This window comes from Pseudomonas sp. RC3H12, from assembly GCF_018596375.1.
Classification (GTDB): domain Bacteria; phylum Pseudomonadota; class Gammaproteobacteria; order Pseudomonadales; family Pseudomonadaceae; genus Aquipseudomonas.
The window spans coordinates 384,393-398,040 of record NZ_CP075595.1; the positions used below are offsets into that span (position 1 = coordinate 384,393).

11 protein-coding genes and 1 tRNA gene are annotated in these 13,648 nt (G+C 65.1%); 5 read left to right on the forward strand and 7 right to left on the reverse strand.

Features of this window, described 5'->3' with window-relative positions; genetic code table 11:
• Positions 1-95 precede the first annotated feature (95 nt).
• The 3 genes from KHO27_RS01755 to KHO27_RS01765 form a co-directional block, all read right to left on the reverse strand.
• The gene (locus KHO27_RS01755) at positions 96-1,043 is read right to left on the reverse strand and encodes a FecR family protein (RefSeq protein ID WP_110697682.1); all 948 of its coding nucleotides are present in this window, start codon (positions 1,041-1,043) and stop codon (positions 96-98) included.
• A complete protein-coding gene (locus KHO27_RS01760; protein WP_214501079.1) occupies positions 1,040-1,561 on the reverse strand; it encodes an RNA polymerase sigma factor in 522 nt (173 codons plus the stop codon). Before KHO27_RS01760 ends, KHO27_RS01755 begins: the two co-directional genes overlap by 4 nt.
• 77 nt (positions 1,562-1,638) lie before the next feature.
• Positions 1,639-2,655, reverse strand: a complete 1,017-nt coding sequence (locus KHO27_RS01765) for a DUF4917 family protein (RefSeq protein WP_110697684.1) — start codon at positions 2,653-2,655, stop codon at positions 1,639-1,641.
• Positions 2,656-2,797: 142 nt separating this feature from the next.
• Here KHO27_RS01765 and KHO27_RS01770 point away from each other — a divergent pair, with 142 nt between their 5' ends.
• From KHO27_RS01770 to KHO27_RS01790, 5 genes are all read left to right on the forward strand, one after another.
• Complete coding sequence (locus KHO27_RS01770; protein ID WP_110697686.1) at positions 2,798-3,856, forward strand: glycerophosphodiester phosphodiesterase family protein; 1,059 nt, start codon at positions 2,798-2,800, stop codon at positions 3,854-3,856.
• An 83-nt stretch (positions 3,857-3,939) separates the two neighbouring features.
• Entirely contained in the window at positions 3,940-4,476 is a 537-nt protein-coding gene (locus tag KHO27_RS01775) for an RNA polymerase sigma factor (protein ID WP_110697688.1), read from the forward strand.
• Positions 4,469-5,431, forward strand: a complete 963-nt coding sequence (locus KHO27_RS01780; RefSeq protein ID WP_214501080.1) for a FecR family protein — start codon at positions 4,469-4,471, stop codon at positions 5,429-5,431. Before KHO27_RS01775 ends, KHO27_RS01780 begins: the two co-directional genes overlap by 8 nt.
• 78 nt (positions 5,432-5,509) lie before the next feature.
• On the forward strand, positions 5,510-7,873 hold the full coding sequence (locus tag KHO27_RS01785) for a TonB-dependent receptor (protein ID WP_214501081.1): 2,364 nt from the start codon (positions 5,510-5,512) through the stop codon (positions 7,871-7,873).
• 7 nt (positions 7,874-7,880) lie between these two features.
• Positions 7,881-9,476, forward strand: coding sequence for an alpha/beta hydrolase-fold protein (locus tag KHO27_RS01790; protein WP_214501082.1), 1,596 nt, complete (start codon positions 7,881-7,883; stop codon positions 9,474-9,476).
• A 134-nt stretch (positions 9,477-9,610) separates the two neighbouring features.
• Here KHO27_RS01790 and KHO27_RS01795 read toward each other — a convergent pair whose 3' ends face one another.
• The 4 genes from KHO27_RS01795 to KHO27_RS01810 all read right to left on the reverse strand — a co-directional run bounded on the left by KHO27_RS01795 (position 9,611) and on the right by KHO27_RS01810 (position 13,645).
• Positions 9,611-11,311 carry a SulP family inorganic anion transporter gene (locus KHO27_RS01795; protein WP_214501083.1) on the reverse strand — a complete coding sequence of 567 codons (1,701 nt, stop codon included), beginning with the start codon at positions 11,309-11,311 and terminating at the stop codon, positions 9,611-9,613.
• 188 nt (positions 11,312-11,499) lie between these two features.
• Positions 11,500-11,573 (reverse strand) — tRNA-Gly (locus tag KHO27_RS01800).
• A 116-nt stretch (positions 11,574-11,689) separates the two neighbouring features.
• On the reverse strand, positions 11,690-12,574 hold the full coding sequence (locus KHO27_RS01805) for an alpha/beta fold hydrolase (protein WP_214501084.1): 885 nt from the start codon (positions 12,572-12,574) through the stop codon (positions 11,690-11,692).
• A gap of 378 nt (positions 12,575-12,952) precedes the next feature.
• Positions 12,953-13,645 carry a pseudouridine synthase gene (locus KHO27_RS01810; RefSeq protein WP_214501085.1) on the reverse strand — a complete coding sequence of 231 codons (693 nt, stop codon included), beginning with the start codon at positions 13,643-13,645 and terminating at the stop codon, positions 12,953-12,955.
• Positions 13,646-13,648 lie beyond the last annotated feature (3 nt).

Sequence of the window (13,648 nt, forward strand, 5' to 3'; positions counted from 1 at the left end):
GGAAAAAGCCCGCCATCACGCGGCAGGCGGGGAGGAAGACGCGATGTTGCGACAAAACCTCACCTGCGAATGAGAAAAATTCTCAAATTATTTTCTCAGCGCCGCTCGATGCGCAGGCGCCCGTCCGCCAGCAAGGTGGTCTTGACCGGCAACAGGGCGGGCAGGGCATTGAGCAGGGCGTCCGGGTCGTGGACGTCGAGATTGCCGGACACCTTGTAGCGGCCAAGCGTCGGGTCGGCCAGCACCACTGGCTGCTGGCGATACAGGCCGAGCTCGTCAATCAGGCTGGCCAGTTCGCGGTTGCGGAAGCTCACGTGGCCCTCGCGCCAGTCGGCCACCTGTTGTTCGCCCAGTTCACGGCGGGTCAGGGTGCCGCGTGCCAGGTCGTAGGTGGCGCCCTGGCGGGCACCGAGCAACAATGGCGGTTGTCGCTCGCCGGGGGTGTCGAACGCTACTTGGCCGTGGGCGACCGTCACCACCAGTTCGCGGTCGCCCCGGCGCACATCGAAGCCAGTGCCGACCACGCGCACGCGGCCGCTGCCCGCATCGACGAACAGCGGCCGCTCCTTGTCGGGTGCCACCTCGATATACAGCTGGCCATGTTCGAGCTGGATCAGCCGCTGTTCGGCGCTGAAGTCCAGGCGCAGGCGGGTCTGGGCGTTGACATGCAGCTGGCTGCCATCGGGCAGTTGCAGCACCTGCAGGGCCTGGCTGGCGCTGATGCGTTGGCTGAAGGCTTCGCTACCCGCGCCCAGGTTGCCGGCCAGTATGGCGCAGAGCAGGGCCGCCGCCGTTGCCAGGGCCGGGCGCCAGCGCGGCGCCCGGCGTACCGGCAAGGGCACGGGGCGATTGGCTTGCTTGAGTGCGGCCAGGTCATCCCACAGCTGTTCGAACTGGCGATAGGCGCGGGTGTGCTCGGGCGTCTGCATCCACCGGGCGAACGCCTTGCGGTCTTGCCGTGAAGGTTGGTTGCGGTTGCGGCTGAACCAGCTCGCCGCCTGGGCGTCGATCGGACGCGGGTCGAGCTCGTCGGTGGGGGTCATGGGAACTGCTCCGTGCCGTTGTCACTGTCCAGGCGTTGCTTGCAATGCAGCAGGGCGGCGGCGATGTGCTTTTCGACCATGCTGACGGAAATGTTCATGCGTTCGGCGATCTGGGCCTGGGTCAGGCCTTCGAAACGGTGCAGCATAAGGGCTTCGCGGCGTCGCGGCGAGAGTTCTGCGAGCACCTGACGCAATTGATCCAGCCGTTGTTGCTGTTGGGCATGGTCCAGGGGGTCATTGGCCGGCGCGCTCTGCTGCTCGGGCAGGGTGTCGTCGGCCAGCGCCGCATGGCGCACCTTCTGCCTGCGCCAATGGTCGCTCAGCAGGTTGCGCGCCACCTGGAACAGGAACGCGCGCGGCTGCTCCACCTTGGCCCGATCCCGGTAACCCAGCCATTGGGCGAACACATCCTGGGTCATGTCCGCGGCGTCACTGGCATTGTCCATGCGCTTGCGCAGGAAATGCAGGATGTCGGCATAGAAACCGTGGGCGACGGGGTCGGGTTTGGGGCGCTGCATGCACGCTTTCCGGGGCTGGCGGGAAGGAAAGGGTGCGGATCTTATCGAGAATTATTTACATTTGCAAAGTGTGCGGCTCAGCGCCGTCGATCCTGTGTGGCTGGAACGGGGATGGCCAGTTCAGCCAAGCCTAGGGGGTGGCTGGAGGCATCGAAAAAGTGCAGCGGAACCTGCGAAAGATCGCCAAAGCGATCAATGAAGTGCTGCTTCTGGTTGATGACCGAGGCCTCGCTTAGCGGCCGGATCGCGATGGCCAGGTGCTTGGGCCGAGCCAGGCGGATGGCGTCGAGCAGGTGCTGGTCGCTGGTGTCCAGGTGCTGGCCGAACAAGCATAGTCCGTCGTGTTCGCGGGCCAGCTGTCCCAGGCTCCAGGACAGGTAGTCGGAGTTGCGGATGGCACGCAGCTTGTCTTCGCTGCGGCTTTCGTTGACGAACAGCGGTACTTCGCCGGGAATGTTCACGGCGAAGCCTTCGAGCAGTTCGGCCTGTTCCGCGCTGCGTCGGCGGGTACTGCCATCAGGCAGCTTGAGCAGGTGCATGCCGCCGTGCAGGTGCAGGATGCGGATACCGTCGGCTTGCCTGCGGCGCACGTCGAAGAAACCCTGTTCGTCGAACAGGTTGGCGAAACCTTGCGTATCCTCGGCCACGGCCCAGGGCAGGATCAGGTCGTAGTTGCTGGTGTAGACGCTGCGGTACTGGCGCAGCGCGTGGTTGATGGCCGTACGCGTCGCGCTTGGGAAGCGCGGCCAGGGCAGGTGCACGGCGCGCACCGCGTGGATCAGCGCTTCCTTGATCGAGTAGTAGCGGTTCAGCGGCGCGGTGGAGTTGATCGCCAGCGCGGCGTTGGCCCGCACGGTGGTGTTCAGGGTGCTGAGCAGCGGCTCGAACAGCTCACTGCCCAGGGCCTTGAACAGTGCCTGGTCGCTCACCCCCAACGCCTTGTGCCGCACCCGCTGGGCTTCCTCGAACAGCGAGAAATAGCCGAACGGTTTCCACAGCGCGCGGCTGGCACCATTGCCCAGCAGCAGGGCGGTGCTGGGGTGGCGCTGGTTGAGGTCGGCCCAGGTGGGCAAGTGGGCGTCGAGTGCGGGCATGGGCGGTCCATTGGGTGAGGCGGAAAACGCCGGGGACTTTAGCATGTCATGCAGAGTGTGCGAGGCTTGCGCCCTCAAGGACTGCACCGTTGACCTTGCCGGCGTCTTCCAGAGGCCGGCCCCGATCTGCAAAGGACTACCCATGTACAAGACCCTTCTCCTGGCCACCTTGCTGGCGAGTACCGCAGCCCATGCCACCGACGGCAAGGCCCTTGCCAAGGCCCAGGACATCCCGCATCCGGCCGTGATCGCCCACCGTGGCGCTTCGTTCGACGCTCCCGAGTCCACCACACCCGCCTACCTGCTGGCCCGCGAACTGGGCGCCGACTACCTGGAAATGGACTTGCAGCGCACCCGCGATGGCGTGCTGGTGGTGGTCCACGACGATGTGCTGGCCCGCACCAGCGACGTCGCCGAACGTTACCCCGAGCGCAAGGCGAGCCCGGTCAGCGCCTTCACCCTGGCCGAACTCAAGGCGCTGGACGCCGGCAGCTGGTTCAACAAAGCCTATCCAGAGCGTGCCCGCGAAGCGTTCAAGGGCCAGCGTATCCTTACCCTGGACGAAGTGATCGATATCGCCGAAGGCAACCCCGAGCGTCACCCAGGCCTTTACATCGAGACCAAGGAGCCGGCGCAGTTTCCCGGTATCGAGCAGGACCTGAAAAAGCGCCTCGAGGCCCGTGGCTGGCTCGACAAGCCGGGCAGGGTGATCTTGCAGACCTTCGATCGCAACAGCCTCAAGCTGCTGCACGAGGCCATGCCGCAGGTGCCGAAGATCCTCTTGCTGTGGGTGGCCAAGGGCAGCATCGAGCCGGCTTCCGGGCAGGACTTCGCCGAATCCGGTGAGCAGGACAAGTCGGCCTTCTACGCCCGTCAGCAACCCAAGGACCGTGCCGAGTTCCAACGTTGGCTCGACTATGCCAAGGCCGGCGGTGCCATTGGTACCGGCCCTTCGGCAATCCGCACTCACCTCGGCGAGCAGAGCTACTCCGACCTGATCCAGCCGTGGATGAACCAGGCCAGCCACGACAAGGGGCTGCTGGTGCACGTGTACACCCTCGACGAGGCGGTGGATTTCGACAAGGCGATGAAAGCCGGCGTCGACGGCATTTTCACCAACCGTGCCGGTGAGCTGATGCGTTTCTATAAACGACCGATGCCACAGAACGAAGGCCAGTTGCTGCGCAAGCTGGGTTACTGATCGGCAACATGATGCTGGCGATGGCCGATTGACATGTGTGAGAATGATAGGAATTCCTATTAACGGCCTTCGCCACATCCGCAATGACCTCCCTTTCCAGCGTTTGGCACGCCCGGCCAGCTCTCAAAGCGGCCGTCGACGACCTGCTTGCCCATTACAGCGATCTGCGCCGCTACCTCTGCGGGCGGCTGCGCAACCCTGATGACGCCGCTGATATTGCCCAGTCCAGCTTCGCCCAGGCATACGCCCATGCGCTCAACGCACCGGTAATCAATGCCCGGGCCTTACTGTTCCAGGCAGCGCGCAACTTGTGCATCGACCAGCACCGTCGGCGTAGCACCGAACTGGCGGCGCTGGAAGACTGGCTGGCACGGGCCGACTGGCTCAGCCCCAGCGTGGAAGAGATCATGATCGCGCGCGAACAGCTGCAGCACCTGATTGCCCGCATCGAACGCATGCCCAAGCTGCGCCGCGAAGTGTTCGTGCGCGTGCGCCTGCACGGCCACAGCCACCGTGAAGTGTGCGAGGCCCTGGGGCTGTCGGCCAAGTCGGTCGAGCTGCATATCGCCCGGGCGGTCTTTGACCTGTCCGAACTGCGCCTGGCGAGCCGTCATGACTGAGCCGGCCGCGCCGCGCAAAGTGCAGCAGGCGCTGGTCTACCTGGCGGCGCTGCAAGGGGATGATCCCGAACGCGTGCGCAAGACCCATGGCCTGGTGCAGCGCTGGCGCGGACGCAGCGCCGAGCATGAGCGCGCCTGGCTGGAGGCCGAGCAGCGCTGGCAACTGGTTCACCGCCTCGCTCCGCAACTGCGTGGCGCCTTGCAACCGCAGGCCTGTGATGTGGGGCGTCGGCGGGTGCTGCGCCAGGGCGGCGCGCTGGCCTTGCTGCTGGCCGCAGGTGGTTGGCTGGGCTGGATGTACAAGCGCACCGCAGCGTTCGGCCAGGACCTGCAGACGGCCCACGCGCAAGCGCCGCAGGCCTTGGCATTGCCCGATGGCAGCCAATTGCTGGTGGCGGCCGAAAGCAACCTGCGAGTGCGCTTCGATCATGGCCAGCGCCAGGTCCTGCTGCTGCACGGCAATGTCTACTTCGATGTGGCTCATGAGCTGTGGCGACCGTTCCTGATCAGCACGCGCCTGGGCGTGGTACAGGTGCTGGGCACCGCGTTCACGGTCAGCGACCGTGGTGGCCAGGTCCAGGTGGCTGTAGCCAGGGGGCGGGTACAGGTACGCGATCTGCAGGGCGGCGAACAGGTCTTGCAGGCTGGCGAGCGCATCTGCCTGGAGGGCGAAGGGCGGTTGGGCAGCCTGCGCGCCGGTGGCCAGTACGGTCCGGACCAGGCGCATTGGCAGCGCGGTTGGTGGTCGTTCACCGACCAGCCGCTGGTCGAGGTGATCGGTGAGCTGAACGCTTATGCCGCGCAGGCCGTCAAGGTCGAACCCGGGCTGGTCAACCTGCGATTGACCGGGAGTTTCCCCAGTGACCGGCCTGAGGTATTGCTCGATGCCTTGCCGGGCATCCTGCCGGTCAGCGTGCAGGCGTTGGGTGGGCAACGTCTGATCGTGCCGCGCTGATCCTCTGAAAATCGTTTGAGGGGTAAACCGCCGCTGCCGCGTCATCAGCTGTGAACCCACCTGCTGCAAGGACTGATCATGTCGCTTTTCACCTCCCGCTTCCCTGGCACCCTGCGGCGCCTGACACTGGCCTGCGCCCTGGGTGGCAGCGGCCTGGCCCTGGCTGATAGCCAGCCGCTGAACCTCGACTTGCCGGGCCAGTCGCTGGAGGCCACGGTGCATGCCCTGGCCCATGCCTCGGGAGTGGCGATTGCCGCCGACAGCCGTGTATTGGCCGGGCGCAGCACGCCTGCCTTGCAGGGGCGCTACACAGTGTTGCAGGCGCTGAGCCAACTGCTGGCTGGCAGCGACCTGGTGGCGTTGGAGGAAAACGGCGTGATCATCTTGCGCGGCCCGACCGACCAGGGCGCCCTGACATTGGGGACGACCACGGTCAATGCCTCTGGCTTCAACAGCGACCTGCCGGAAAGCTACAGTGGCGGCCAGGTCGCCCGCGGCGCGCGCATCGGCATGCTGGGCAACCGCGACCTGATGGACACGCCCTTCAGCGTCACCGCCTACACCGCCAAGACCATCGAGAACCAGCAAAGCGGAACAGTCGGCGCAGTACTGCGCAACGACCCGTCGATCCGCTTCAGCACCGGCGAAGGGCATGCCTACGAGAACTTCATGATCCGCGGTTATGCGCTGGACTCCACCGAGCTGGCGCTGGGTGGTCTCTACGGGCTGGCGCCCGATGGCCATGTGCCGACCGAGTTCCTCGAGCGCGTCGAAGTGCTCAAAGGGCCGGGTGCGCTGCTCAATGGCATGGCGCCCAATGGTGGCGTGGGCGGGGTGGTCAACCTGGTGCCCAAGCGCGCCGGCGATACGCCGCTGACCCGGCTGACCACCAGTTACGTGTCCGATGGCTATGTTGCCGAGCATGTGGATGTCGGGCGGCGCTTTGCCGAGGGGCGCTTCGGCATTCGCTTCAATGGTGTCTACGGCAGTGGCGACACTGGCGTCGACGAGCAGTCCAAGGACCGCACCTTGGCGGCGTTGGCACTGGATTACCGAGGGGACGACTTCAAGCTCGAGCTGGATGCCTACGAAAGCCACGAGAAACTGGAGAACGGCAGCCCGATGATGGCCGGCTTCAGCGGCCTCAATCAGGTAACCCGCGCACCCAAGCCAGACACCAACATCCTCGAAGGCATCCACGCCCGGCAGATCAGCAAGGCCGTGGTGGCGCGTGGCGAGTACCAGCTCGATGACAGCTGGACCGCCTACGCCAGCGTCGGTGGTGCCCGCACTCGCTACGACGGCTTCCTCAACGGCACCCGGGTGGTGGTGAACAAGGCCGACGGCACGGCGACGGGGGAAACCTACAACCAGGCCGGCTACACCCACAGTCTTTCCACCGAGGCCGGCCTGCGCGGCAACTTCATGACCGGTCTGGTCAGCCACCAACTGGTGCTCAGCACCACCTTGCTGCACCAGGACATCGGCCGTGCGCCGACGGTCACCGGCGCCAAGTACCCCACCAACATCTACCACCCGGGCAAGGCGATCATCGCCGGCGACCACGGCAGCAGCAGCAAGACCGGCGACAACACCCTGTCGAGCTTTGCCGTGGCCGATACCCTGGGCTTCCTGGACGAGCGTGTGCTGCTCACCCTCGGGGTGCGTTCCCAGCGGGTGCGGCAGAAGATGAGCAATCCTTCGTACGACGAGCGCAAGCTGACCCCCGCCGTGGGTATCGTGCTCAAGCCCTGGGAGGCGCCGGTATCGCTGTATGCCAACTACATCGAGGGCCTGACCCAGGGTGGCATGGTCACCGACCAGAAGGCCGCCAACTACGGCGAGCAGTTCGCGCCCTATGTCGCCAAGCAGATGGAGGCCGGGGTGAAGTGGGACCTGGGCGACTTCACCCACACGCTGGCGGTGTTCCAGATCGACAAGCCCAGCATGATCTACGACAAGCCCAGCAATCGCTACAACGATGACGGCGAGCAGCGCAACCGTGGCGTGGAGTGGACAATGTTCGGCGAAGTCGTCCCCAGCGTGCGCCTGCTCGGTGGCGTGACCTACACCCGAGCGGTGCTGAGCAAGACCGCCAATGGCGCCATGGACGGCAACACCGCCCGCGGCGTGCCGGCCTGGTCGGCCAACCTCGGCGCCGAGTGGGACCTGCCTGGGGTCGAGGGCCTGACCCTGACCGCCCTGGGTATCCACAGCAGCTCCCAGTACCTCGATTCCGCCAACCAGCTGAAGATTCCGCAGTGGACCCGCTATGACCTGGGCGCACGCTATGCGACCAAGGTGCTGAGCAAGGACGTGACCCTGCGCGCCAGCCTGGAGAACGTCGAGAACCGCGCCTACTGGGCCGGTGTGTTCAACGATGGTTATGCGACTGTCAGCGAACCGCGCACGCTCAAACTCTCCGCCAGCGTCGACTTCTGAGGTGAGCATGCAGCGATTGAAGCGCTTGGGCGGAGCATGCCTGCTGGCCACGCTCTATTCGAATCTGGTCCTGGCGGACGCGTACGCCGATCTCGAGGTTGGAAAACCGGTTGCCGGCCAGGTCGGCGTAGCGCATCCGCCAGCCTGGCAAGTGGCGCTCAAGGCCGGGGACCTGGTGCGTGGTCGGCTCGACGGTGACGTCAGCCTGCGCCTGCTGGATGCCGACGGGCGTCCGTTGCGCCTGCTGATCGACGGCCTGGACCAGCCCCGCGAGTTCCTGTTCGTCGCGGCGCAGGACGGTCGCTACGCGGTGCGCGCCGAACCCCTGGTGATCCGCCCGGCGGCGCGTTTCAGCCTGAGCCTGGAACAGGTCCTGCCTGTCGGCGAGCAACGCCGTACACCGGCGGCGCTGCTCAGCCCGACCCTGCGCGCCCTGCAGCAGCACCTGGCAACGGGTGGCACCAGCGAAGTCTTCTGGCAGGCCCGTGCCGTTGAAGGAACGCCATTGGTCGAGGCCATTGCTGGGCAACCCGGCAAGCGCCTGGTCACCTTCCTCTGGCGCGGTGCACGGGACAACGTGAGGATGTTCGGCGCCCCCACAGGCAATCACGAACCGCTTTCCCGGCTGGGCGCGAGTGATGTCTGGTTCCACAGTTTCGAGGTACCCGCGGCGACCCGCCTGAGTTATCAGATGGCGCCGGATGTACCGGTGTCCGACGACCGCCGGGTGATCCTGGCCAGTACCCGGCGCGATCCGTTGAACCCGAATACCTTCGCCGACGGCAGTGGCGACGCCTGGTTGTCGCGTTCACGGCTGGAACTTGCGGATGCGCCGCCCCAGCCGTGGGTGGCCGAGCGTGCCGGGGTGGCCCGTGGCAGCCTGGAGCGCAAGCGCCTGGCCAGCGAGGTGCTGGGCAATGAGCGCGACGTCTACCTCTACCGTCCGGCAGGTTGGCGCCCGGGCAATGCCGACCAGGCCTTGCTGGTGCTGTTCGATGCCCATGCCTACACCCGTCAGGTGCCGACGCCGACGATACTCGACAACCTGATTGCCGACGGCCTGATCCCGCCCACCGCAGCGCTGATCATCGCCAACCCCAGCAGCGAAAGCCGCGAGCGGGAGTTGCCGCCCAACCCACTGTTCGCACGGTTCATGGCCGAGGAGCTGATGCCTTGGGCCAGCCACCAGGGGCTTGCGGCACCGGCCTCGCGCACCGTGGTGGCCGGGTCCAGTTACGGCGGCCTGGCGTCGGCCTACCTGGGCCTCAGGCACCCGGAGTTGTTCGGCAATGTGCTGAGCATGTCCGGTTCCTACTGGTGGCCGATGGCCGGTGACGAACCTGGTTGGCTGACCCGCGAGTACGTCAAGGCACCGCGCCAGCCGTTGCGGTTCTACTTGCAGTCGGGTCTGTTCGAAGGGCCGAAAATTCTCGACACCAACCGCCACTTGCGCGATGTGTTGCTGGCCAAAGGGTACCGGGTGGAACAGGTGGAGTTGCCGGCTGGACATGACTATTTGCAGTGGCGGGGGAGCCTGCCCTGTGGGTTGATCAGCTTGCTTGGGCAGGGGACACAGGCTGTTGCGCGGGCTTGTGTGCCGTAACGCAAGTGTTCGCCGATGAATCGTCAACGTCTATGAGATCGAGCGCCGCCCGCGCGGCGCTCGATCTTGAGAGCGCTGCAAGGCCATCGCCTGGCACCCGCCCGCTCAAATGAGATCGAAAGCCACCCTCTCTCTCAATCCGCAGCGCCCTCCCGCCGAGCGCTGTTGCGCCATACCCGATACGCCCGAATCCCCGCCCGTACCGAGCCGAACAGCAGTTTCTCCTCCATCTCCCGCGCCATCCCGGAACGCACCAGCATGCGCAGGAAGGTGCCGCGGGCGCGGGCGATGGCGAAGTGGATGCCCTGGGCGGCGAGGGTGTCGCGCACCTCGCGCAGGGCGGCGATGCCGCTGACGTCGATGCTGGTCACCGCTTCGGCATCGAACAGCACCACCTGGGTTTTCTCCACGTTCTGCACGGCTTCGAGCAGGCGCATCTTGAAGTAGTCGGCGTTGAAGAACAGGATCGCGTCGTCGAAGCGGTACACCAGCAGGCCCGGCACGGTACGGGCATCCTTGTGCTGGCGCACGTCCACCTGGCCCTCGATGCCCGGCACCCAGCCAAGCACGGCGTCGGTGGGCTGGTAGATGCTGTAGAGCAGGCGCAGGATGGCCAGGGTCACGGCGAACACGATGCCCGGCAACACGCCCAGGCCGAGTACGCCGACCGTGGTCAGCAGGCACAACCAGAACTCGAAGCGGCTGAGCTTGCGGATGGTCTTGAGTGACTTCACGTCGATCAACCCCCAACCGGCCATCAGCAGCACGGCGCCCAGCGCCGCCTGGGGAATCCAGGCCATGGGCGCGGTGAAGAACAACAGGATCAAGGCGATCACCAGGGCTGCGATGATGCCCACCAGCTGGCTCTTGCCGCCGACCATGTCGTTGACCGCGGTGCGCGAGTCGGCGCCGCTGATGGCGAAGCCTTGGGAAATGCCGGCGGCCAGGTTGCTCACACCCAGGGCGAGGAACTCATGGTTGGCGTTGATCGCGTAGCCGTGGCGGGCGGCGAAGCTGCGGGCGGTGAGCATGGCGCTGCAGAAACTGACGGTGGCGATACCCAGGGCGTCGCGCAGCAGACTCTTGGTTTCCGCCAGGGAGCTCTGTGGCCAGGCCAGCTCGGGAATGCCCGCCGGCACCGGGCCGAGGATCGCCACGCCGAAACGGTCCAGGCCGAACAGTCCGGCAAGGGCGGTGAATACCACCACGGTCACCAGCGCCGCCGGCAGCCGCGGATAGCGCCGTGGCAGCCAGATCAGCAGGCCCAGGCCGGCCAGGCCAATGGCTAGCGTCAGCCAGTGGATCTCGCCCAGGCGTTGGAAGAAGTTGATCAGGCTGAGGATGAAACCGTCGCCTTCGATCTTGAAACCCACCACCTTCGACAACTGCCCGGCGAGCAGGCTCAGGCCGATGCCGTTGAGGTAGCCGATAAGGATCGGCCGCGAGAAGAAGCTGGCGATAAAGCCGGCCCGCGCCACCCCGGCAGCGATCAGCATCACGCCCACCAGCACGGTGACGATCACCGACAGTTCGGCGATGCGTTGCGGGTCGCCCATGGCCAGCGGTGCCACGGCGCCGCCGATCATGGCGCAGGTGGCGGCGTCCGGGCCGACCATCAATTGCCGTGAACTGCCGACCAGGGCATAGACCATCATCGGCAGCACGCAGGCGTACAGCCCATACTGCGGCGGCAGGCCGACGATCTGCGCGTAGGCGATGGCGATGGGGATCTGGATCGCGGCCACCGACAGGCCGGCCTGCAGGTCAGCATGGAACCACTCGCGGCGGTAGTGCAGCAGGTTGGCCAGGCCCGGTAGCCAGCGGGAGAGAAACATGCGCAGTCCTTTGGATGTGTTTCACAAAGCGTAGCGGTCAGGCGCCACGAACGACTGGGCATTCAAGCCAATTGGCGCGGAGATGGCTATGGGCCAGATCAACAAAGGCACGTTGGAAACGAAAAAAGGAGCCGAGGCTCCTTTTGACAGCGACGACGTTATTGGAACGTCGTGCGGGGAATGCGAGATGGAGCGGGTAGAGGGAATCGAACCCTCCTCAATAGCTTGGGAAGCTATAGTTTTACCAATAAACTATACCCGCTTCGAAGCCAGACTTTTTACCAGAACCCTCCTCGAATGAGAAGCCCAAGGTTGTAAAAAAAGCCTGTCGGCGGCCCGTAGCCTACGGGTAGCGAGGGCTACAGGACGCCGATGCGCTCAGATCGCCAGTGCATGCTGGCCCGGCTCCTGTGCGTAGCGTTGGCGCGATTCTCGCTGGGCCGGCTTGAGGAAGCCGAGCATGGCATCGCGGGTGTCCTCGCAGGCGGTCTTGTGCTCCATGTCCAGGAAGTGGCCGGCGCCCTGGATCACGCTGAACTGGCTGCGTCCGACATGGCGGCTGAACTGGCGGGCATCCTCGACGGTGGTGTACTCGTCGCGGTCGCCATTGATGAACAACACCGGGATATCGATGTTGCGCGCGGCCTTCAGTGCCCGCTCCAGGTCGTGATCGAGCACCTGGTTGATGTGGAAGAGCATCTGCGCGTACTCATGGCTGTCCAGGCTGCTGACGTGCCGGTAGTTGAAGCGCTTGAACAACGACGGCAGGTACTTGCCGATGGTGTCGTTGACCAGGTTGCCCACCTGGTAGCGGTCGCAGGCGGCCAGGTACTGGCAACCACGGTCCAGGTAGTCGCGCATCGGTTCGTTGATCACCGGCGAGAACGAGCTGACGATGGCCTTCTTCACCAATCGCGGCTGGTGCGCCAGGGCCAGCAGGGTGCAGGCGCCGCCCCAGGAGAACGACAGGACATGGTCGGCACGGAAGTGCTCGATCAACTCGAGTAGGATATGCGCCTCGGTTTCCTTGGTCAGCAACCGTTCATGACGGTTGTGGGGTTTGGACTTGCCGGCATACGGCTGGTCGTACAGCACCACGTTGAACTGCGGATGCAGGCTGCGCACTGTCTGTGCAAAGGACGCCGTGGTGGCCAAAGAGCCATTGATCAGGATGATCGTCTTCTCGGCGCCCTGCGCGCGATGGAACTCCGTGTAAACCCGGTACTGCCCTTGGATATCAAGTACAGCGATTTCTGGCCTCATGTCATCGACTCCTGGCGCAAAAAGGGTATCCGCGTCACCTGGTGGCCTGCGCGGTCGCTTGGCGGGCTGGCGCCGAACCGACCGGAATGGCCATCAGGGTGCACGTGCTTTATGACAGGTAGGCATTCGCCTGGAACTGAAAACCGGTGGGCCCTTGTGTCGATCCTTGACGCTGGTGTCGACGGTATTGTTGTGGCGGGCGATTACCGTGCCCCAGGGCATCGAGACCCCGGGTGGCCGGTAAAGGGCGTCTTGGACTACAGCTGTGACTTATTGGTCACATGCAGACCGACGAGTTAGCAGTCAAGCAGCGCGGTCAGGATCGCGCAAGTGCCGTTGGGACAATCTTTCGTGGGATACCGCCGAATGGTGATCGGCTCAGACCGAGGCGATTTCCTCGTCGGTCAGCGCCCTGAACTCTCCAGGATGCAATATCGGGTCCAGTGTGATCGACCCCATGCTTTCCCGATGCAGCTCCACCACCTTGTTCTGGAAGTGTCCGAACATCCGCTTCACCTGGTGATAGCGGCCCTCGACGATGGTCAGGCGCGCGCTGCGCGGGCCGAGGATATCCAGCTGCGCGGGCAGGGTGGTGAGGTCTTCGAAGGCGAAGTAGAACCCTTCACGGAACTTGTCGATGTAGTGCGCACCAATCTCGACCTCGGTGTGCACCAGGTAGGTCTTGGGCTGCTTGGTCCGTGGCTGGGTCAGGCGACGCGACCAGTGGCCATCGTTGGTCAGGATCATCAGTCCGGTGGTGTTGTAGTCCAGGCGCCCGGCGATGTGCAGCTCATCGCGCAGCGCCGCCGGCAGCAGGTCGAGCACGGTGCGGTGCTGCGGGTCCTGGGTGGCGCTGACGCAACCGCTGGGCTTGTGCAGCATCAGGTAGCGTGCCGGGCGCCCGGCCTGGTGTACCTGCTCGTCTACTTCGACGCGGCTGAATTCACGCACCTCCAACAGCGGGTCGGCGGTCGCCACGCCGTCCACGCGCACACGCCGTTGCGCCAGCAGCAGACGCACTTGCTGGCGGTTGTAGCAGGGCAGGTTGCCGAGGAATCGGTCGAGGCGCATGGT